Source organism: Pseudomonas sp. MN1F, assembly GCF_009391885.1.
Lineage (GTDB): Bacteria > Pseudomonadota > Gammaproteobacteria > Pseudomonadales > Pseudomonadaceae > Aquipseudomonas.
Genome location: NZ_VZII01000057.1, coordinates 20,831 through 41,769 on the forward strand (window position 1 = coordinate 20,831; position 20,939 = coordinate 41,769).

Annotated in this window: 15 protein-coding genes; 13 read left to right on the forward strand and 2 right to left on the reverse strand. The window is 64.2% G+C overall.

What is annotated here, in order from left to right; translation table 11 throughout:
• Positions 1-138 precede the first annotated feature (138 nt).
• The 5 genes from F6X59_RS24890 (at position 139) to F6X59_RS24910 (ending at position 7,586) form a co-directional block, all read left to right on the forward strand.
• Entirely contained in the window at positions 139-567 is a 429-nt protein-coding gene (locus tag F6X59_RS24890) for a RidA family protein (protein WP_152958772.1), read from the forward strand.
• 24 nt (positions 568-591) lie between these two features.
• Complete coding sequence (locus tag F6X59_RS24895) at positions 592-1,086, forward strand: GNAT family N-acetyltransferase (RefSeq protein ID WP_152958773.1); 495 nt, start codon at positions 592-594, stop codon at positions 1,084-1,086.
• Positions 1,087-1,225: 139 nt separating this feature from the next.
• Positions 1,226-3,316 (forward strand): EAL domain-containing protein, encoded by a 2,091-nt coding sequence (locus tag F6X59_RS24900; protein WP_152958774.1) that lies wholly within the window; start codon positions 1,226-1,228, stop codon positions 3,314-3,316.
• 286 nt (positions 3,317-3,602) lie between these two features.
• On the forward strand, positions 3,603-4,481 hold the full coding sequence (locus tag F6X59_RS24905; RefSeq protein ID WP_152958775.1) for a DMT family transporter: 879 nt from the start codon (positions 3,603-3,605) through the stop codon (positions 4,479-4,481).
• Positions 4,482-4,709: 228 nt separating this feature from the next.
• The gene (locus tag F6X59_RS24910; protein ID WP_152958776.1) at positions 4,710-7,586 is read left to right on the forward strand and encodes an RHS repeat-associated core domain-containing protein; all 2,877 of its coding nucleotides are present in this window, start codon (positions 4,710-4,712) and stop codon (positions 7,584-7,586) included.
• Positions 7,587-7,933: 347 nt separating this feature from the next.
• Here F6X59_RS24910 and F6X59_RS24915 read toward each other — a convergent pair whose 3' ends face one another.
• Entirely contained in the window at positions 7,934-8,464 is a 531-nt protein-coding gene (locus F6X59_RS24915) for a GNAT family N-acetyltransferase (protein ID WP_152958777.1), read from the reverse strand.
• A gap of 125 nt (positions 8,465-8,589) precedes the next feature.
• Here F6X59_RS24915 and F6X59_RS24920 point away from each other — a divergent pair, with 125 nt between their 5' ends.
• Entirely contained in the window at positions 8,590-9,213 is a 624-nt protein-coding gene (locus F6X59_RS24920) for a glutathione S-transferase family protein (protein ID WP_152958778.1), read from the forward strand.
• 95 nt (positions 9,214-9,308) lie between these two features.
• Here the strand turns inward: F6X59_RS24920 and F6X59_RS24925 are convergent, their stop codons facing one another.
• On the reverse strand, positions 9,309-11,408 hold the full coding sequence (locus F6X59_RS24925) for a TonB-dependent receptor domain-containing protein (protein ID WP_152958779.1): 2,100 nt from the start codon (positions 11,406-11,408) through the stop codon (positions 9,309-9,311).
• Positions 11,409-12,006: 598 nt separating this feature from the next.
• Between F6X59_RS24925 and F6X59_RS24930 the strand changes: the two genes are divergently transcribed.
• From F6X59_RS24930 to F6X59_RS24960, 7 genes are read left to right on the forward strand one after another with little or no spacing between them, the layout of a single operon-like run.
• The gene (locus F6X59_RS24930) at positions 12,007-13,590 is read left to right on the forward strand and encodes an ABC transporter substrate-binding protein (protein WP_256669413.1); all 1,584 of its coding nucleotides are present in this window, start codon (positions 12,007-12,009) and stop codon (positions 13,588-13,590) included.
• Positions 13,587-14,519 (forward strand): ABC transporter permease, encoded by a 933-nt coding sequence (locus tag F6X59_RS24935; protein WP_152958780.1) that lies wholly within the window; start codon positions 13,587-13,589, stop codon positions 14,517-14,519. The genes F6X59_RS24930 and F6X59_RS24935 overlap by 4 nt, the downstream gene beginning before the upstream one ends.
• Before the next feature lie 21 nt (positions 14,520-14,540).
• Positions 14,541-15,785, forward strand: a complete 1,245-nt coding sequence (locus F6X59_RS24940) for an acyl-CoA dehydrogenase family protein (RefSeq protein ID WP_152958781.1) — start codon at positions 14,541-14,543, stop codon at positions 15,783-15,785.
• Positions 15,786-15,799: 14 nt separating this feature from the next.
• Positions 15,800-17,122 (forward strand): LLM class flavin-dependent oxidoreductase, encoded by a 1,323-nt coding sequence (locus F6X59_RS24945; protein WP_152958782.1) that lies wholly within the window; start codon positions 15,800-15,802, stop codon positions 17,120-17,122.
• A gap of 28 nt (positions 17,123-17,150) precedes the next feature.
• Complete coding sequence (locus tag F6X59_RS24950) at positions 17,151-18,206, forward strand: NADP(H)-dependent aldo-keto reductase (RefSeq protein WP_152958783.1); 1,056 nt, start codon at positions 17,151-17,153, stop codon at positions 18,204-18,206.
• A gap of 40 nt (positions 18,207-18,246) precedes the next feature.
• Positions 18,247-19,095 (forward strand): ABC transporter permease, encoded by an 849-nt coding sequence (locus F6X59_RS24955; RefSeq protein WP_152958784.1) that lies wholly within the window; start codon positions 18,247-18,249, stop codon positions 19,093-19,095.
• The gene (locus F6X59_RS24960; protein WP_152958785.1) at positions 19,092-20,741 is read left to right on the forward strand and encodes an ABC transporter ATP-binding protein; all 1,650 of its coding nucleotides are present in this window, start codon (positions 19,092-19,094) and stop codon (positions 20,739-20,741) included. Before F6X59_RS24955 ends, F6X59_RS24960 begins: the two co-directional genes overlap by 4 nt.
• Positions 20,742-20,939 lie beyond the last annotated feature (198 nt).

Below are 20,939 nucleotides of genomic sequence, written 5' to 3' on the forward strand. Positions count from 1 at the left end.
TAGCGAACTGCGCGGCGCAATCCTACATACGCGGTGTTGAGATTCCGCATAGCAATAAAGAAAGTTCCTACAGCAGCTTGACCTCTACCTAACTCGAGCCAACAGACTCGGACGCTCATCCACACGCAGGAGCGTTCCATGACCCGCGCATTTCAGCTGTCCAATCCACAAGGCCTGTACGACCCCAGCGCCAATGCCTATTCCCACGTTGCCGAGGTCGCTGCCGGCAGCCGCCTGCTGTTTATCGCCGGGCAGGGCGGGGAGGATGCCGATGGGCAGCTTTCGCCCGAATTTGCACGGCAGGCCCGCCAGGCGCTGGCCAACCTGCAGACGGCGCTGGCTTCGAAAGGGGCGGAGCTGGCCCAGGTGTTCAAGCTGACATTGCTCATTGTCGATCACAGTGAGGAACGCTTGGTGCAATGGGTGGCTGAGGCCGATCGTGCCTGGGGAGGGCACATGAAGCCGACCTGTACGCTGATACCGGTGCCGCGCCTGGCGCTGGGTGGAATGCTGGTGGAGATCGAAGCAGTGGCGGCGGTGACAGGTAACACAAAAGCCTTAGAATGATCTTTTACCCGAGCCATCCCAGCCATGCTGCCCATCGAACTGCTGCCCACCACTCCCGACCAGGCCGAGCTGATCCGTAACCTCTATCAGTTCTATGCCTATGAGTCCTCCGACTGGGAGCAGGAAGATGTCGAGGTGGACGGCCGTTTCTACATCCACGAAGAGCACCTGCAGCGCTACTGGCAGTCCCCAGGCTGGAGCGCCAGCCTGGTGCTGGCGGATGGTTTCATCGCCGGCTTCGTGCTGGTCGAACGTAGCGAATTGCCCGGCATCGAGGCACTGGAACTGGCCGACCTGTTCATCCTCAAGCGTTATCGGCGCCAGGGCATCGGCCGCGCCGTGGCCAATCAGTTCCTCGCCAGCCCCGGTGACTGGCTGCTGCGCTGCTACGCCCTGGACCCGATTGCAGTGGCATTCTGCAAAGCGGTGGTGGCCGACTTGCAACGGCCAGTGCAACAGATCTTCCCCGACGATGAGCCGGACTTGCTGACTTATCAGGTGACGTCGGTCTTCCACTGACTGCCTGTCGATGCAGCAAAATTTTGTGACCCACTTCACAAAATCCACTCGCAAGGCATAATGCCAGCACTGCCTTTCAAGACCCGGCCCCTCTGGCCAGGGGTTCCTTTCGCACACGTCGCAGGTTCAGGTAATTTTCATGTCGCTAGTCGCAAGCCCCGACATCATGTACCGGCTGTTGATCCAGAGCGTGGTGGACTATGCCATCTACCTGCTCACCCCCGACGGTATTGTCGCCAACTGGAACCCTGGCGCGCAGCGGGCCAAGGGCTACTGCGCCGAGGAAATCGTCGGCCAGCATTACTCGCTGTTCTACAGCGAAGACGAGCGCGTCGCCGGCCTGCCCGAACAGAACCTGGAGCAGGCGCGCAGCACCGGCCGTTTTGAAGAGATCGGTGCGCGCCTGCGCAAGGACGGCACGGCCTTTCACGCCCATGTGGTGATCGAGGCGGTACGTGACGACTATGGCCAGTTGGTCGGCTTCGCCAAGGTCACCCGCGACATTTCCGAACGCCGCCAGCAGGAGCTTGAGCTGTTGCAGGCCAAGGAGCTGGCCGAGCAGTACAGCCAGGAAATGGCCAACTTGTCGCAGTTCCTCGATTCGGTGATCGCCAACATCCCCGCCAGCGTCATCGTCCAGGACCTGGAAAGCCAGCGTATCCTGCTCGCCAACCAGCAGGCCGAGCGCCTGTTCGGTGGGGGCTCCCTGCCAATGGTCGGTCACACGCCCGCAGAGTGCCTGGCACCGGCCGCGGCGGATTACCTGGAAACCCAGCTCAGCCGAGGCGCGCGCAGCAGCAAAGGCTTTGCCGCCGAAACCCGGGTCGACACCGCCTGTGGCCCGCGCACCCTGCGCAGCCGCGCGCTGCTCAGCCAGAAATGCGCGGGCCAGGCGGACTACGTGCTGTTCGTGGCCGAAGACGCCACCGAAGAACTGGCCGCCCATGCGCAAATTCACCACATGGCGCACCACGATGCGCTCACCGGCCTGCCCAACCGCACCTTGTTCCACGAGCGCCTCAAGCAGGCCCTGGTGCGCGGCCACGACAGCGAAAAACTCACCGCCGCGCTGTGCCTGGACCTGGACAACTTCAAGAACATCAACGACTCCCTCGGCCATGCCTTCGGCGACAAGCTGCTGCGCGCCCTGGGCAAGCGCCTGCGCCGCGAACTGCGCGAGCACGACACGCTGGCCCGGCTGGGCGGCGATGAATTCGCCGTGGTGCTGACCCACCTGGACAGCCGCGAAGCCGCCTGCACCACCGCCAGGCGCCTGATCGAGGCAATCTGCCCGCCATTCCAGATCGACGGCCATCAGTTCTCGGTGGGGGTCAGCATCGGTATCGCCATCGCCCCCGACGACAACGACCAGGCCGAACAACTGCTCGGTTACGCCGACATGGCCCTGTACGAGGCCAAGCGCAACGGCCGCAACCGCTACGAGTGCTTCCACCTTGAGCTGGATGTCGCCGCCCGCCAGCGCCGCCTGGTGGAAACCGACCTGCGCACCGCCTTGCACCTGGGGCAGTTGCACCTGCACTACCAACCGGTGGTGGATCAGCAGACCAGCAGCGTGACCGGCTATGAAGCGCTGTTGCGCTGGGAGCACCCGACCCGTGGCATGGTCATGCCCATGGACTTCATCCCCATCGCCGAGGAAACCGGGCTGATCCACGAGCTCGGCACCCGTGCGCTGAACCTGGCGTGCCAGGAGGCGGCCAGCTGGGGCACCGAGCAGACCGTGTCGGTGAACCTGTCACCGGTCCAGTTCAAGAACGCCAACCTGGTCCACACCGTGACCCTGGCCCTGGCCGATTCCGGGCTGGCGCCGCAGCGCCTGGAGCTGGAAATCACCGAGTCGGTGCTGCTGGGCAACAGCGAAGAGAACGTACGCACCCTGCGGGCGCTGAAGGACCTGGGGGTGTCGATCTCGCTGGATGACTTTGGTACCGGCTATTCGTCGTTGGGGTACCTGCGTTCGTTCCCGTTCGACCGGATCAAGATCGACAAGTCGTTCGTGCATGACATGTGCGACAGCCGCGAGGCGATGTCGATCATTCGCGCCATCACCGAGTTGTCCAACAGCCTGATGATCAAGACCACGGCCGAAGGGGTGGAGTCGGAGGAGCAGATGCAGCGGCTGCGGGCGGAAGGTTGCTCGCACTTCCAGGGCTATCTGTACGGGCGGCCGGCCCCGGCCAGTGAACGTTTGAAGCAGGTGTCGGTGTAATCGAGCGAGGACGCAGGGGCTGCAAGGCAGCCACCGGCTTCTCAGCTATTCCTGTCTGGCGCAAAGTCCGGGCTGACCACCTGCTGACCCTGGTCCAGCAACCACTTCAATGCCCACCTGGCTCGGCACAGCCAGGGCGGAAAGTGGTCGATCAGCGAACGGAATGGCAAACGTCCCATGCAAAGGTTGGAATTGAACTTCCTTAAGTCGTCGTATCTCTTCTAGAATTCGTGCTGTCGCAGCTTCCCCTGGCGCAGCATTGAGCCGCGCCGCCGTCGAGAAAGCCATGAGTTCCAGCACACCGCTGTCCGGAGTCAACCAACCCCTGCGCGGCATCGCCCTGGTGGTGGTGGCGACGCTGCTGTTCGCCAGCCACGATGCCTTGTCCAAATTCCTCGGTGGCCTGTACCCGATCATCATGGTGGTGTGGGCACGTTATGTGGTGCACACGTTGCTGATGGCCGGGATCTTCCTGCCCAAGGCCGGCCTCAATGTGCTGCGCACCCGTCGCCCGGTGCTGCAGACCTTGCGTGCGCTGAGCCTGCTGAGCACCAGCCTGCTGTTCACCACCGGCCTGCAGTACCTGCCGCTGGCCGAGGCGACCTCGGTCAACTTCCTCGCCCCGGTGCTGGTCACCGCGCTGTCGGCGCCCTTGCTCAAGGAGCGGGTGACGCCAGGGCAGTGGGTGGCGGTGGTACTGGGCTTCATCGGTGTGCTGGTGGTGGTGCACCCCGGAGGCGCGATGTTCACCCCGGCGATCCTCTATCCGTTCGGATCGGCACTGGGCTTCTGCTTCTATCAGCTGCTCACGCGCATCCTGGCGGCCCACGACAGCCCGACCACCAGCAACTTCTACGCCGGGCTGTGCAATACCCTGGTGATGAGTGCGCTGGTGCCGTTCTTCTGGGAAGTGCCGCGCTGGGATCACGCCCTCCTGATGCTGGCCCTCGGTGGTTTCGGCATGAGTGCGCACTTGCTGCTGACCCAGGCCTTCCGTCATGCAGCGCCAGCGCTGCTGGCACCGTTCAGCTACTGCCAGATCGTGTTTGCCGGGTTGCTGGGGCTGCTGATCTACGGCCAGGTGCCCGACAGCGCGAGCTTGCTGGGTATTGCCATCATTTGCCTGAGTGGCTTGGGCGCGGCATGGATGCAGCGCAAGAAGTGAGGGCCGCAAAGCGGCCCCATGGCCCGGGCAGTTGATCGACACCTATTGGCCAAGCGCACCTGACATTTCTACCAGTTTCGGATTTGCAGTAGTCCAGTTAGTGTTCTCCTGCCGCCGTGTCGCTGTGCACGACAACAGGCGTGTAAGAACGACACCTGGCACCGAGGTGATCGAGATGTCGCGGGCCAGGGGGCCGGTGGACGTTGCACTGAAGCCAGGAGGACTCCCATGGTCAGTACCCCGTTGGCCGTCCAGCATGACGGCACGCCGGAGGTGGCCGTCATTGCCAGCACGGGCGATCAGGCGCGTGTCCTGCGCTTGTTGCGTACCCAAGACGCAGCCTTGCCGCCGCGCTGGCTGGCTACACGCATGCTGTGCGACCACCTGGCGCGTACGTTACGGCAGTTTGGTGCTCGCCCTCTGAGGGCATCGGCCGAGGCGCCGCTGCTGGCCGACGCTACCACCCTGCATGGCCTGGGCAGGCAGGTGCTGAGGCGGCATACCGTTGACGGCGACGCCACGCAGACCCTCACCGACAGCGCCGGGCGATCCCTGTGGTCATGCAATGCCCAGGGCACGGTCTGGTTGCACGCGCATGAACCGCCGAATGAAGGCGGGCGCTTGCTTGCTGTTTCGGAACAACCGGCCGGCGGCCCATGCCGCCAGCGTGAGCGCCTGCAATATGGCGAGCCGGTGTTGGCGAACCGTGAGCGCAATCTGGCAGGCGAGCTCACTACGCATTTCGACAATGCCGGGGTGATGCACGTCCGCTCGCTGTCGCTGGGTGCTCAGGCGCTGGAGACGCAACGGCGTCTGTTGCACCCGCAGGCGCAGCAGCCAGACTGGGCAGTCGGCAGTGAGGATGAACTGGAGCAGCCGCTGCTCATGACCCACCAGTACGATGCGGGTGGCGCCCTGTTGGTGCAGGTGAATGCGGCGAGTGTCACCAGGCGAATGGCCTATGACATCAGCGGCGCGGTGGCGCAGGCCTGGATGGCGCAAGGCGCCGCCAACATCCTGGTGCTCAGCGCCATACAACGCCGGGCGGACGGCGTGCCGCTGGCGCAGACGGCGGGTAATGGAGTGGTCGACACCTTTGCCTATTCAGCCCGTAGCCAGCGCCTGACGCGTCACCGCACCGCCCGGCCGAGTGATCACGCATTGGGTGCGCTGGTGATCAGCGACCTGCATTACCGCTACGACTCGGTGGGTAACATCCTTACCCTGGATGACCAGGGTGCCGAACCGGCCTGGCACCGCAACACGCGAGCCGATGGCTTGCGCACGTATGCCTATGACACCTTGTATCGCCTGGTGTCTGCCAGCGGCCGCGAGCGCACCCCGGTAGCGGGCACCTGGGCGCCGGGCTTTGCGGGTTCGGACCGCAAGGGCGGTGATGTCTGGGGCCGCTACACCGAGCACTACAGCTACGATGACGGCGACAACCTGACTGAACTCAGCCATAACGGCGGCGCTGGCTCGCGCAGCCGCAAGCTGGTGGTGTCGGAACAGAGCAACCGTGCGTTGCCCGAGGGACATGACCTTACACCGGATACCGGGTTTCTGGCCGGTGGTTTGCAGAAAGCGCTGGCTGATGGCAGACCTTTGACCTGGTACGCGGACAACCAATTACGACAGGTCAGCTTGGTTAGGCGCCCCGATGACGCCGATGATCTGGAGCGTTACTACTACGCTGATGGCGGTACTCGCACGCGCAAGGTCACGACTGTGAAAGTAGCGGATGGCTTGCAGACGACGGTCATCACTTACGCGGGTGGTTGTGAAACGCGCCGCAGGCAGCGAGAAGGGCGATTGCAAGAACAAGTTGTCATTACCGAAGATGCCACTGTGCGCTGGATACAAACGCCACTGGGTGCTGAGCCTCAACAGCGTTATGGATTTATTGATCATCTCGGCAGCAGCAGCGGCGAAACGGATGCACTCGGTAGGCTAGTGGCACGCCAGGAGTACTCGCCATACGGTGAAACCACCGGCAGTGATGAAGACATTGAGGAAGTCAATACCCTGTTGCAGCGAACCTTGCGCTACTCGGGCAAGGAGCGGGATGCTACGGGGTTTTATTATTACGGTTGGCGTTATTACCAACCGGAATTCGGGCGCTGGTCGAGTGCTGATCCAGGCGGGCTAATTGACGGACTGAACCTCTTTCGGATGGTGCGAAATAATCCAGTTACACTTCGGGACGGCACGGGCTTAAATCCTCGTCGAGCACTCAGTGAAACAAGTTTGGATCATAGGGAAGACGGAATGCTGCGGCAAGGCGGCTTAGAGGTATACGCTTATAATTCACAGGCATTGGAGGTAAAGAACCCAGCGTTAGCGAGGAACATATCAGGAGCATTACAGGCTGCAAAAGAAGGTGTTAGGTTTACACGTGATGTGGTTGCTAAAATTTTGGACAGCGGGGGGCGGGTACGAGGTACAGGGTACATGACACAATATTTCTTATCCGCCAACGGGGCCTCCTTGTCATTTCAGAATGTGGAGACAGTCCAGCGGGTAGTTAATGGCTTGACGCAATATCTTGATTCACTCACTGTCGACGATGTGAAGGTGCTAAATTTTGATTCCGAAGATAACAGATTAGCTATTTCCGACAGGAACGGTGCTGTGAGAGGGATTTTTCTGAACGGTGCGCAGTTTGCTGGGGGACGGGAAGATAGTTCGCGTGATTTGATGTTTACGATCATTCATGAAGCTTCACATCTTGCGATGAAGACTAAAGATATGTGGTATACCAATCTCCCGGCTGCAAATGAATCGGGGGATCGGAAAGACTACCATATGATTGATTTGAACGATATCGTAAGTCTTGTGCGCGAAGGGAAAAGGCAGCAAGTCCCCGATAAATATGCACGCGTATGGGACGGTCCTGAGCATGAAGCATTAGACAAAGCAAAGTTTGGCGGAGTGGGTAATCGTGACTACACAGTTAAAGCGATGATGGAGAATGCCGATTCTGTCGCAATGTTCGTTTATTATATGAATGTCAAACTGGGTGGCCCGTTGAATGTTTACTCGCGAGAGCATGGGGGGTTGCGTCATGGTTCGTTTAGCCAATTGCGCAGGCGCGCGAGTATTTAGCGCGCCTCGCTCCGACCCCGGTGCGCCATGCCGCTAGGGCACGGACCGAGAGTGAGCATGTCGTCAGCGTCTGACGCGCGCAAACATGCATCTATGTCACCTTGCTCTACGGCTGCGTGATATTTCATGGGCGTTAACGTCTCGACGCTGGCCGCAAGTCCTGTTCGGTAGACGATTGGCAGCAACCGCGCTGCCAGTAATGGCAGCGCGATCAGCAAGATTTTGCGCCGCCCCAGCATTGTCGAAACAATCTTCATGGGCCGTGTCCTCGTTGAGTTCCAACTCGTCGAGGTGATTTAGCGGCGCTTAAAGTGCGCGGACAGCTAGCAGAAGTGTCAGGTCCCGGTTCACCCGCGCCCGGCAGGTGCACGGCGGTAAAGTGGCCGCGGGATACTGGGATCAATCTCGGTGAGCTTACTGCCGGCCGCGACGAACCCGCTACGTTCGGCCAGGCGCTGGCTGGCCAGGTTGTCGATGTCGGTGGTCAGCCACACCGGGGCATCGACGGCGTCCAGCAGGCAGCTCAGCGCCTCACGCATCAGGCCCTGGCCGCTGCTGGCCTGGTTCACCCAATAACCCACTTCGTACTCATCATCGCCGGGCCGCAAACCGATGCAGCCAATGACATCACCGCTGTCTGCGGCAAGCACGAAATAGCGTTTTTCCTTGGCCGGGTCGAGAAATTCCTCAGCGCTCAGTTGCAGCGTTTCCTGCACTTCCTTCAAGGTCCAGTCGGGCTTGGCCCATGCCAGGAACGGCTGGTGCAGGGTGTAGCTGTCGAGCAGCGCCTGCTGCAGTTGCTGGGCGAACGCCAGTGCGGGGCGGACCAGCAAGGTGCGGGGCGTGGACAAGGTACGGGGCAGATCGGGGTAGGGCATTACAGGCCTTCCTGGCGGTTTGATCGGGAAAGCTAAGCACATTTTTGTGTAATCTGTGCGCGCCTCTTTGCGGGTTTGCCGTGAATGCCCACACCGATCATTCAAAGGAAACTGAAGGTCCGCCCATGCCCGACTACAAGCTGCATTGTTTCGCCGAATCCGGCAACGCCTACAAGGCTGCGCTGATGCTCGAACTCACTGGCCAGGACTGGCAGCCGGTGTTCGTCGATTTCTTCAACGGCCAGACCCGTGACCCGCAATGGCGCGACGAGGTCAATGAGCAGGGCGAGGTACCCGTGCTGGAGCACGCCGGGCAACGGCTTACCCAGTCGGCGCTGATTCTCGAATACCTCGCCGAGCGCACCGGCCAGTTCGGCCCGCGTGACGACGTTGAGAAGCGTGAGATCTGGCGCTGGATGCTGTTCGACAACCACAAGTTCACCAGCTACTACGCGGCGCTGCGTTTCCTGCTGTGCCTGAAGAAGACCGGTGAGACCGATGTGACCGGCTTCCTGCGCGAGCGGGCCACGGCGGCGTACCGGATTGTCGATGCGCACCTGGCGGACACGCCGTTCATGGTTGGCGGGCGGCTGACCATCGCCGACCTGTCGCTGGCGGGGTATGTGTTCATGCCGGAGGACACCGGGATCGTGCTGACCGAGTTTGGCCATATCGAGGCGTGGAAGCAGCGGATTCAGGCGGTGCCGGGGTGGAAGCATCCCTATGACCTGATGCCGCGGACGGCGTAAGCCTGTACCGGCCTTTTCGCGAGTAAATCCGCTCCTACCAGGTCCGCGTAGGCGCGGATTTATCCGCGATAGGCCGGCACAGGAAAAATCAGCTATCAGTAGCGAACCTCGACCCCGACATAAGCCCCAATCCCATCCCCCGGCCAGAACGACGCGGTATCCAGCCCGCGCGCGTTGTACACCGGCGTCACCGCCGTCACGTACGCTTTGTTCGCCAGGTTCTTCAGGTCCAGCGACACCTTCCAGTTGCCCTTCGGCGCCTCATACCCCAGGTTCGCCCCCCAGATCGTGTACGACGGCGCATACAAGCTGTTGGCATAGTCCACCGCCGTACGCGACGCCGATTGCACGTTCACCCCGGTGTACCAGCCGCTGTGGTCCTGGTATTGCAACTCACCCTGGTAGATATGCTTGGGCACGCCCGGCAGCTGGTTGTCGCCGAAGGTGTCGTCATGCCGGTAGTAGAAATCGTTGTAGGTGTACGACTGGCGCCAGCGCACCAGGTCGCCCTGGGGGTTGTCCCACAGGCGCGTATTGAGCCCGGCTTCGACACCCTGGTGGATGGTCGGTGAAGCGTTGAACGCGCCAGTAACCGCTGCTGCGGTGGAGGTGGCAGGGATGATCTGCACGTTCAGCAGTTCGTCGTGGATCCACGAGCGGTACAGCGCCAGGCTACCGTCGAAGATGCCGTGCGAACCCTTGATGCCGACCTCGAAGGTGTTGGCCTTCTGCTCCACCAGCGGGCGGATGTACGGCAGGGTCGGGCCGGAGCCGGAATATTCCCATGACGCAGGCGGGTCGATGCTGCGGCTGAAGTTGGTGAATACCTGCAGCTCGGGGTTGATCTCGTAGCGCAGGCCGATACGCGGGGCGACGCTCCAGTTGTCGTAGTCGACATGCTGCGGGAAGGTGGTGGTGTTGGCTCTTGCCGCATAGTCGATGTTGACCTTGCGCCGCACGTTGATGAACGACACGCCACTGGTGAGCCACAGGTTGTCGACCAGGTTGATGTCGTTGCCCAGGGCAATCACCCGGTCGAACGAGTCCTTGTAGTTGACCTGCTTGAGCGACACCTTGTTGCCGTTGGCCGAATCCACCCCACCGCGCAGGTGCTGGGTCGAGGTGAAGGCGATGTTGCTGCGGCTCTCATGGCCGAACAGGGAGTCGACGCGGTCATAGCCCAGCAGCAGGCCGAGGTCGTGCCAGTCCCAGTAGCTGGGGTTGCTCGGGCTGCGCGGGCTGTTGGTGTGGCGGTAGTCGTGGTACGACAGGCCGAAGGTCAGCCGCGCATCGTCGTCGAAGGTGTAGGTGGTCTTGCTGCCGACCCAGATGCTGCCCGGGCGGCGTGCCCCGGCGCCACTGCTTTCGGCGGTGGCGCTGGCCCGGCGCGGGTGGTGCAGGGCATTGTCGAGGGTGGTGGCGCTGGGGTCGTTGTGGGTTTCGTCGCGGTAGCGCAGCAGCAGGCGGGTTTCCAGCTTCGGGTTGAAACGGTAGCCGGCGTTGGCGACGATGCCGGAGCTTTTCGACAGGCTGTAGTCGCGGTAACCGTCGTTGCGGTAGTTGTCGGCCTGCAGGTAATAGTCCAGGTCGCCTTCGACGCCGCCGTAGCTGATGCTCTGCTTCTGGTAGTGGTAGCTGCCGGCCTCGGCACGCACGCGCAGGCCGGGGGCGCTGTAGCCGCTGTGGTTGACGAAGTTGACCGCGCCGCCGAGGGTCAGCGCGCCGTACTGGAAGGCGTTGGCGCCACGCAGGATCTCGGTGTAGTTGACGCCGCTGGCGTTAAGGAACTCATACGGGGTGCCGCCGGGGCCAGTCAGCGGCAGGCCATCGAAGAGGAACTTGATGCCTTCGCGGAAGTAGCCGGGCGAGGTGTTGGCGCCGGAGCCACGGATCGAGATCTTCGCCGCGTCGTTGCCGCCGGTGGACTGCACGAACACGCCGGGCTGGTAGGCCAGGGTGTCTTGCAGGGTGGCGGTACGGCCTTTGGCGACTTCTTCGCTGTCGACCACGCTGGTGCCGCCGGGCACTTCGGCGAGGGCGCTGGCGGCCTGTTGCACTTCAGTCTGCTTGGCGGCCTGCACGGTCACCGTGCCGAGGGTCGGGTCAGCGGCCAATACCGTGACCGGGGCCAGCAGGGTGGCCAGGGCGGCCTGGCGGATGGCCAGGCGCAGTGGATGGGGGTGAATCGCACGCATCGTCGTATTCCTTGAAAGTCATCGTAGGTCCTCGGCGTTCTATGGGAATAGTCAGGCCTGTCGTAATCGGTAAGAGCAGTTTCTGTGCCAGCTGGCAAAAAGCCGGAAGTTGGGGCTTTGCCAAGTAATTCAGTGTGTGGCGATGAACGAAACAGCAAGTTTTGTTGTGGTCGTGTTGTAATTTAAACAGTGCCGGTTATATACAAATATCCAAATCAAACGGCGAACCCTGTGGGAGCGGGTTTACCCGCGAATGCTCTGGAATGGCCACCGCCGCATTCGCGGGTAAACCCGCTCCCACAGGGCACTGCACTGCCTGACTGTCTGGATTCCAACAGTCGGTGGGCAGTTTGTCCGGTTGGCGTGTTTGGGAAGTTGCTGACGCCCCGTAAACACGTGGAAAGGAGGCTGGCACGACAACTGCAATAGCCCTTTATGTAGCCGTCTATATAAAGGCCCTGCTGTGCAGCCAAATTCCCGCTTATTCAGTCTATGCCTGTTGGCCAGTGCGCTGTTAGTTGCCGCGTGTTCACCCGCCACGCCCCCGCAAACCCAAAATAGCCTCAAGGGCGAAGCGGTCAGCGCAGTGAGCGGCGTGATGCGCTACCCGGCCAGCGACTTCGTAGAACAGCAGGCCGGCCAGCGCGGCGGCACCTTGCGCGTGTCGGCGGCGACCGACGCCGGCAGCTTCGATATCCATGCGTTGTCCAACGGCAACATGCAGTGGATGGGCCGCATCCTGTTCGATTGCCTGGTGTACCAGGCCGAGGACGGCACCCTTACACCGTGGCTGGCGAAAAGCTGGGATATCAGCGCCGATGGCCTGACCTACACCTTCCACCTGCGTGACGACGTCACCTTCAGCGACGGCGAGCGCTTCGACGCCGAAGCGGTGCGCGTCAACCTCGAACACATGCGCGACCCGAAGACCAAGTCGCCGCTGGCCGCTGCCTACATCGCACCGTACCTGCAGGGCCGGGTGGTTGATGAATTCACCTTCGAGGCCACGTTGAGCGCACCCTATGCGCCGTTTCTCGATGTGCTGTCGCAAGCCTGGCTGGGGATGATCTCGCCGCGGCAGATTATCGAGGCGCCCGCGACCATCGCCAGCCAGCCGATCGGCACCGGGCCGTTCGTGCTGACCGGCTGGGTGCGTGACCAGCGCGCCAGCTTCGCCCGCCGCCCGGGCTACCACTGGGCGCCACCGGCGATCAACCACCAAGGCGAGGCCTACCTCGACGGCATCGAGTTGAGCTACGTGCCCGAAGCGATGATCCGCTACACCTCGCTGGAAGCCGCCGATAACGACATGGCCCTGGACGCCCCGGCACAAAATGCGGCGGCGATCCGCGCCAACCCGCAGTTGACCCTGCGCAACCGCATCCGCAAGGGCAACCCGATGCGCAGCATCACCTTCAACGTCGAGCGTGTGCCGTTCGATGACGTGCGGGTGCGCCAGGCCGTGGCCAAGGCCATCGATCGCGATGGCCTGGCGTGGATCTCCGGCTTCGGCGAGTACCTGGCCAAAGGTGACTTTCTCGCCGTGAACACCCCCGGCTACGACCCGCTGGCACGCGATGCGCTGGCGTTCGACCCCGCCGCAGCGGGCCGCCTGCTGGATGCCGCCGGCTGGACCGGGCGCGATGCCGAGGGTTATCGCACCCGCGACGGCCAGCGCCTCGGGGCGACCATGCTGACCTACGACAACCCCGCGTTCCCGGCCAATGTCTCGGTGGCCGCCCAGGCGGACCTGCGCAAGGTCGGCTTCGACCTGCGCATCGAGCTGCTGCCGATCAGCAAGGTCATGGAGCTGCGTTACCGCGGCAACTTCGATGCCCTCGGCGGCGGCTACTGGCACACCAACACCGCCGATGGCCTGTACATCCTCTACCACAGCCAGTCGATCCCCAGCGCCCGGATGATCGGCCAGAACGTCGGCCACTTCCGCGACGCCCAGCTCGATCAGCTGCTCGGTGAAGCCCGGCGCAGCACCGACCTGGCACAGCGCCGCGTGCTGTATCGCCAGGCCCAGCAGCGCCTGGGCGAGACCGTGCCGGCGGTGCCCTCGGTGGAAAGCCAGATGCTCCTGGCCTACCGCAACGAGGTCGGCGGCGTGCTGTTCGATGGCTCGCACAACGTACCCCTGTTCACCAGCGTGTGGCTGGCGAAGGAGCAACCATGAAACTGTTGGCGACCTTGCTGCGCCGCCTGCGTGACGGCGTGATCGTGCTGTGGGCGGCGGCCAGCCTGACCTTCCTCGGCATGCAGCACAGCGGCGGCGACACCGCACTGGCAATTCTCGGTGGCCCGGACGCCATGCCGAGCGAAGCGCTGCTGGCCCAGGTGCGTGCCGAATACGGCCTCGATCAACCCCTGTGGGTGCAGTACGGCCATTACCTGCTGCGCCTGGCCAAGGGTGAGTTGGGCGAGTCGTACCGGCTGCGCATTCCGGTCGGCCAGGCGATTGCCGAACAGGCCGGCGCAACCCTGGCCCTGGCCAGCAGTGCGGCGGTGCTGGCGGTGCTGCTGGCGCTGGCCTCGGCGCTGCTCACCGCCAACCGTGGGCGACGCCTGCGGGCGCTGGTGTCGGGCATCGAGCTGGTGCTGTCGTCGGCGCCCAACTTCGTCATCGGTACCGTGCTGCTGCTGGCCTTCGCCTTCTACTTCCATGTACTGCCGCCGTCCGGTTCGAGCGGTTGGCGCTCGCTGCTGCTGCCGAGCCTGGCCCTCGCGCTGCCGATCGCGGCGGTGCTGGCCCAGGTGCTGCGCCAGTCACTGGAGCAGGTGCTGGAGCAACCTTTCATCACCCAGGCCCGCGCCCGCGGCATGGGTGACACCGCCGTGCGTCTGCGCCATGCCCTGCGCCACGCCCTGGTGCCGCTGGTGACCCTGGCCGGCTACGTGTTCGCCAGCTTGCTCGGTGGTGCCGTGGTGCTGGAACTGCTGTTTGGCCGGCAAGGCATCGGCCGGCTGATGCTCGACGCCACCGCCTCCAAGGATGTGCCGCTGGTGCTCGGCGTGACCTTGCTCGCCGCCGGCATGTACGTGCTGGTCAACCTGCTGGTGGACCTGGCGACCCAAGCCATCGACCCGCGTACCGCGCGCCCCTGAATTCACCAAAAAGGAACTGTCATGAGTCAAACCCCGATTACCGACGCTGAACTGGATGAGCGCCTTGCGCCGATCTACGCGCGCATTGCCGAAGGCGCGGTGGCCCGCGAGCAGCAGCGCACCCTGGCCCATGAGCCGGTGGCCTGGCTGCGCGAAGCCGGCCTGGGTGCCCTGCGCGTTCCCCGTAGCCACGGTGGCCTTGGCGCGACCTTGCCGCAGTTGCTGCGCCAGCTGGTGCGCCTGGGCCAGGCCGATTCCAACCTGCCGCAGATCTTCCGCGCCCACTTCGGCTTTGTCGAAGGGCGCCTGTCGTCCAATGACGCGGCCTCCCAGGACTACTGGTTCGCCCGCGTGGTGGCCGGTGAACTGTGGGGAGCGGCCATGGCCGAGCGCACCGACAGCACCGGCAATACCGTGCAGCTCAGTGAAGGTGAGGGCGGTTACCGCCTGGACGGTGAGAAGTATTACTGCACCGGCACCCTCTACGCCGACTGGGTCGCGGCGGTGGCCAACCACGGCGACGACTTCGTCAGCCTGGCGGTGCCAACCCATGCGCCGGGCGTGGAGCGGGTCGATGATTGGGATGGCTTCGGCCAGCGCCTGACTGGCAGCGGTACCACGCGCTTTACCCAGGTGAAGGTTCAGCCGGAGCACCTGTTGCGCCGCTTCGCCAAGGGTGAGTTGCGCGCCGAATCCTACCTCACAGCGTTCTATCAGGCGGTACACCTGGCGACGCTGGCGGGCATCAGCCGCGCGGTGTTGGCCGATGCCGTGGCCTTCGTCCAGGGCCGCACCCGTGCCTTCGGTGTACCTGGGCAATCGCAACCGGCCGCCGACCCGCTGGTGCAGGCGGTAGTCGGTCGGCTGTCGAGCCTGGCGTTCGCCGCCGAGGCCCAAGTGGCAGCCGTGGGCCAGAGCCTGCAGGCGGTGTTCGAAGCGGGGCAGCAGGGCGAGGTGCCCGAGCAGCTGTACACCGACGCCGAGATCCACACCTTCCAGGCCCAGCAGATCGTCCTGCCGCAAGTGCTGCAAGCCAGCACCTTGCTGTTCGAGGTCGGCGGCGCCTCGGCCACCAGCACTACCCGGCGCCTCGACCGCCACTGGCGCAACGCCCGCACCCTGGCCTCGCACAACCCGGCGATCTACCGCGAGCAGGCGCTGGGCGACTACTACCTCAATGGCATCAGCCCGGCCCAGGCCTGGCGCGCTCGCCATGCTGCCGCCAGCCAAGGGCAGGGCAGTGGCGACGAAGCCAGCGCAGTCTGATCAGGAGACCCCGCATGAGCAGCAAACAGATGAGCCTGGGCATGAACATCCTCGGCTTCGGCTCGCATTCCGGCGCCTGGCGCCAGGGCGAGGCGGCACTCGATGCCTACATCGACGTCAACTACTACCGCGACATAGCGCGCATTTCCGAGCGCGGTTGCCTGGATGCGATCTTCCTCGCCGACGGCCCGGCGCTGCCGCCGGATGTGTCCGCGCAACCCGGCGGGCGCCTGGAGCCGACCGTGCTGCTCACCGCCGTGGCCGCCGCCACCGAGCGCATCGGCGTGATCGCCACCTGCTCCACTACCTACAACGAGCCGTTCAACCTGGCCCGGCGCATCGCCTCGCTGGACCATATCAGCGGCGGCCGCGCGGCCTGGAACGTGGTCACCAATGCCGGTGACGCAGCGGCGCAGAACTTCGGCCTGGCCGGCGCGCCCTTGCACGTAGACCGCTACGGGCGTGCCGAAGAGTTCGTCGACGTGACCCTGAAGCTGTGGGACAGCTGGGAAGATGACGCGATCATCGGCGACCGCGCCGCTGGCCGCTTCGCTGACCCGCGCAAGGTTCACACCCTGGACTTCCAGGGCAAGCACTTTCAGGTCAAGGGCCCACTGAACCTGCCGCGCTCGCCCCAGGGCCGGCCGGTGCTGGTGCAGGCCGGTTCGTCCGAAGGCGGCAAGGCACTCGGTTCGCGCTATGCCGACGCGATCTTCACCACCCAGACCACCCTGGCCGATGGCCAGGCGTTCTATCAGGAGATGAAAGTCCGCGCCAAGGCGTGGGGGCGTGATCCGCAGCACCTGAAGATCATGCCCGGCCTGTCGACCGTGATCGGCAGCACCGAGGCCGAGGCCCATGCGCGCTTTGACGAGCTCAATGCCTGGCATGGCGAGCATGGCCTGTTGCAGCAGGTAGCGGGGCGCATTGGCATCGACGCCCGCGAGCTCGACCCGGATGCGCCGTTGCCGTGGGAACGGATTGGCGCGGTGGCGGACTTCGAGCGGGGCTCGCACGGCTTTCTGGAGGCCCAGCTGAACCTGGCACGTCGCGAGAACCTGACCATTCGCCAGCTGTCGCGGCGGATTCTGGTCGGGCATCGGCTGGCCGTCGGCACACCTGAGCAGGTCGCCGATACCCTGGCCGAGTGGTTCCTGGCCGGGGCAGGTGATGGCTTCAACATCATGCCCGACATGTTCCCGTCCGGCGCGCGGGTGTTCGTCGAGGAGGTGGTGCCGCTGCTGCAGAAACGCGGGCTGTTCCGCACCGAGTACACCGGCACCACTTTGCGCGAGCACCTGGGCCTGCCCAAGGCCGTGAACCAGTTTGCCGCGTAGTCCAAACACCTTTTTCAGGAGATTTCCAATGCGCTACCGCCCCCTGGGCCACACCAACCTCCAGGTCAGCCTGCTCAGCCTCGGCACCATGACCTGGGGCCACCAGAACACCGAACAGGACGCCCACCAGCAACTGGACGCCGCCCTCGCCGCGGGCATCAATTTCATCGACACCGCCGAGATGTACCCCACGCCCACCCGCGCCGAAACCTGGACCACCACCGAGCGCTACATCGGCAGCTGGATCAAAGCCCGCAACAACCGCGACAGGTTCATCCTCGCCAGCAAGATCGCCGGCCCCGCCCGCGACCCCGGTGGCCAGGCGCACATCCGCGATGGCCTGTCGCACCACGACCGCAAGAACATTGTCGCTGCCCTGGAAGGCAGCCTGCGCCGCTTGAACACCGATTACCTGGACCTCTACCAGCTGCACTGGCCCGACCGCACGAGCAACTTCTTCGGCATCCGCGAATACCCCTATGCCGATGACCACCCGGAAACGGCCGCCATCGAAGAAACCCTCGCGGTGCTCGACGAACAGGTCAAAGCCGGCAAGGTGCGCCATATCGGCGTGTCCAACGAAACCCCGTGGGGCGTGGCGCAGTTCCTGCAGCACAGCGAGGACCAAGGCCTGGCGCGCATCGCCAGCATCCAGAACCCCTACAGCCTGCTGAACCGCCTGTACGAGAACGGGCTATCGGAGTTCAGCCATCGCGAAGGGGTCAGCCTGCTTGCCTACTCGCCGCTGGCATTCGGGGCACTGACTGGCAAGTACCTGAACGGCGCCAGGCCGGAGGGTTCACGGTTGTCGTCGGTGTATCGCACGTTCAATCGTTACGGCAGCGAGGAGGCCAACAGCGCCATCGGCAGCTATGTGCAGATTGCGCGGGAGCATGGGCTGACACCGGCGCAATTGGCCTTGGCCTTCGTGATTCGCCAACCGTTCGTGGCCAGTGCGATCACCGGGCAGACCAGCTTGCTGCAGTTGCAGGAGAACCTGAGTGCACTGGATGTGCAGCTCAGCGAAGAAGTGCTGGCCGAGATCCAGGCCGTGCATCGGCGCATCCCCAATCCGGCACCGTAACCCTTGTTCGCGGGGCACAGGCGACAACAGAAGGACCGACATGAACGCGATTGCATTGACACCCCCCATCGTGACCCACACCTGGCAGGTTCGCCCAGGCATTACGCTGGCCTGGTTCATCCTGGCCCTGCTCCTGCTGGCCGTAGCCTTCCCCAGTTGGCTATCCCCAACCGACCCCCTGGCCGCCGACGCCCGCCTGGCCTACCTCCCACCCAACAGCACCTTCTGGCTCGGCACTGACGAAAACGGCCGCGACGTGCTCAGCCGCCTGATCCACGGCACCCGCCCATCGCTCTACATCGGCCTGGCCGCCACCCTGGTCGGCCTTGGCCTGGGCACGTCGCTCGGCCTGCTCGCAGGCCTGGCCCCCGCCTGGCTGGACAACCTGCTGATGCGCGCCGTCGACGTCCTGCTGGCGTTCCCTGACCTGTTGCTGGCGCTGGTCATCATCACCCTGTTTGGCCAGGGCACCAGCAACCTGATCCTCGCCGTCGGCATCGCCTCGGTGCCGCGCTACGCCCGCCTGGTCCGCGCCCAGACCCTGGCCATCCGCCACGCCGGCTTCGTCGAAGCGGCTGTCACGCTGGGCCGTAAGCGCTCGGCCGTGGTGCTGGCCCACGTGCTGCCCAACGCCGTGCAGCCGGTGCTGATCCTGGCCTGCATCGGCCTGGGCGGCGCGATCACCGCCGCTGCCGCGTTGAGCTTCCTCGGCTTCGGCGCACCACCGCCCGCGCCGGAGTGGGGCGCGATGATGGCGGTAGCACGTAACTTCATGGCCAACGCACCCTGGCTGATGGCCTGGCCGGCGTTGGCGATCACCCTGACCGTCATTTCCATCACCGTCATCGGCCGAGATTGGCTGCGCCGTAGCGAGGGCAGAAACCCATGAGCATCTTCGAACAGCACCCGGCACCCTTGGTGGACATCCGCGACCTGCGGGTTAGCTTCAACGGCGTGCCGGTTGTGCACGGCGTCGACCTGCAACTGCACGCCGGGCAGTGCCTGGCGCTGGTGGGCGAATCGGGCTCGGGCAAGAGTGTGACGGCCCGCACGCTGGTCGGCCTGACCGGGGCCGGCGCTCAGGTGCAGGCACAGCGGCTGGCGTTTGCCGGGCAGGACCTATGCCGGCTTGGCGAGGCTGACTGGCAGCGCTTGCGCGGTGGACGCATTGGCTTCGTCATGCAGGATGCGCTCGGTTCACTCGACCCATTGCGGCGCGTAGGCGCCGAGATCGAAGAACCGTTGCTGTTGCACACCGACCTGGCCGCCGAACAGCGTCGCTTGCGCGTGCTCGAACTGCTGCGCCAGGTCGGTGTGCCTGAGCCCGAAGTTCGCGCCCGGCAATACCCGTGGCAGTTGTCTGGAGGCCTGCGCCAGCGTGCCTTGATTGCTTCGGCCATCGCTTGCCAGCCGCGCCTGTTGATCGCCGACGAGCCCACTACCGCGCTGGACGCCACGGTGCAGGCGCAGATCCTCGACCTGCTGGAACACCTGCGCGCACGTGACAACAGCCTGCTGATGGTCAGCCACGACCTGGCCGTGGTCGCGCGCCTGGCCGACTGGGTGGCGGTGATGCGCCATGGCGTGGTGGTGGAGCAGGGCACGGTCGAACAGATCCTGCAGGACCCGCAGGACCCTTATACCCAACGCCTGCTGAGCGCGGCGCGGGCAGTGCATTTCCAGCGTCCGGCCGCGCCGGCCCTGGCGCTGGTGGAGGGCACCGTGAACCAACAACCGGTGGTGCTGGAAGCGCGTGGCCTGAGCAAGGCTTTCGCCGGGCCGGATGGCCAGCTGCGTCAGGTGCTGAATGATGTATCTCTGCAATTGCGCGCCGGGCAGACCCTCGGCGTGGTCGGTGAGTCCGGTTCTGGCAAGAGCACCCTGGGCCGCATCCTGCTGGGGCTGGAGCGGCCGGAACAGGGCAGTGTGCACTTGGCCGGGCAGGACTGGCTGGCGCTTTCCGCCGCGCAGCAGCGCCAGGCCAGGCAGGGCATTCAAGTGGTGTTCCAGGACCCGCTGGCCTCGTTCGACCCGCGCTATACCGTGCTGCGGGTGCTGGCCGAGGCGTTGGCCCAGGCGGGTGTGCCGCGTGGGTTGCAGCGTACCGAGGCGGTTGCGTTGCTTGAGCGGGTGCAGTTGCCGGCGGGGCTGCTCGACCGTCGTCCCCTTGAGTTGTCGGGCGGGCAGCGGCAGCGCATCGCGATTGCCCGGGCGCTGGCGATGAAACCCAAGGTGCTGGTGCTGGATGAGCCGGTGTCGGCGCTGGATGTGTCGGTGCAGGCGCGGATTCTGGCGTTGCTGGCGGAGCTCAAGGCGGAGTTGAACCTGGCTTGTCTGTTCATCTCACATGACCTTGGGGTGGTGGAGCAGGTCAGTGATCAGGTGCTGGTGATGCAAGGGGGCAGGGTAGTGGAGCAAGGGGCGGTGGCGCAGGTGCTCGGGCAGCCGCGTCATGCCTATACCCGAGCCCTGCTCGATGCAGTGCCGCATCTGCCGGCGGCGCGGCCTCGCTGGATTGAGCGGATTGCCGTGTAAGCCTGTGCCGGTCTTTTACGAATGGGACAACCAAGGCGGACAGCGGTGACCTCACAGGAGGGACTGGCCCGAAACAAACTGTAGGAGCGGATTTATCCGCGATGCGCCGCGCGGGCGGCGCTGAGGGTGTCAGAAATTTTGTGTTCGGGCATAACATGAGTAAGAGGTGCATGTATGCCAACCAAAAAGAAACCCTTG

Bases quoted from the DNA above. Each gene is read 5' to 3' on its own strand.
- F6X59_RS24960 (WP_152958785.1), top strand. From the start codon at position 19,092: ATGAGCATCTTCGAACAGCACCCGGCACCCTTGGTGGACATCCGCGAC.
- F6X59_RS24890 (WP_152958772.1), top strand. From the start codon at position 139: ATGACCCGCGCATTTCAGCTGTCCAATCCACAAGGCCTGTACGACCCC.
- F6X59_RS24940 (WP_152958781.1), top strand. From the start codon at position 14,541: ATGAGTCAAACCCCGATTACCGACGCTGAACTGGATGAGCGCCTTGCG.
- F6X59_RS24955 (WP_152958784.1), top strand. From the start codon at position 18,247: ATGAACGCGATTGCATTGACACCCCCCATCGTGACCCACACCTGGCAG.
- F6X59_RS24935 (WP_152958780.1), top strand. From the start codon at position 13,587: ATGAAACTGTTGGCGACCTTGCTGCGCCGCCTGCGTGACGGCGTGATC.
- F6X59_RS24895 (WP_152958773.1), top strand. From the start codon at position 592: ATGCTGCCCATCGAACTGCTGCCCACCACTCCCGACCAGGCCGAGCTG.
- F6X59_RS24905 (WP_152958775.1), top strand. From the start codon at position 3,603: ATGAGTTCCAGCACACCGCTGTCCGGAGTCAACCAACCCCTGCGCGGC.
- F6X59_RS24930 (WP_256669413.1), top strand. From the start codon at position 12,007: ATGCGCTACCCGGCCAGCGACTTCGTAGAACAGCAGGCCGGCCAGCGC.
- F6X59_RS24945 (WP_152958782.1), top strand. From the start codon at position 15,800: ATGAGCAGCAAACAGATGAGCCTGGGCATGAACATCCTCGGCTTCGGC.
- F6X59_RS24920 (WP_152958778.1), top strand. From the start codon at position 8,590: ATGCCCGACTACAAGCTGCATTGTTTCGCCGAATCCGGCAACGCCTAC.
- F6X59_RS24900 (WP_152958774.1), top strand. From the start codon at position 1,226: ATGTCGCTAGTCGCAAGCCCCGACATCATGTACCGGCTGTTGATCCAG.
- F6X59_RS24915 (WP_152958777.1), bottom strand. From the start codon at position 8,464: ATGCCCTACCCCGATCTGCCCCGTACCTTGTCCACGCCCCGCACCTTG.
- F6X59_RS24950 (WP_152958783.1), top strand. From the start codon at position 17,151: ATGCGCTACCGCCCCCTGGGCCACACCAACCTCCAGGTCAGCCTGCTC.
- F6X59_RS24925 (WP_152958779.1), bottom strand. From the start codon at position 11,408: ATGCGTGCGATTCACCCCCATCCACTGCGCCTGGCCATCCGCCAGGCC.
- F6X59_RS24910 (WP_152958776.1), top strand. From the start codon at position 4,710: ATGGTCAGTACCCCGTTGGCCGTCCAGCATGACGGCACGCCGGAGGTG.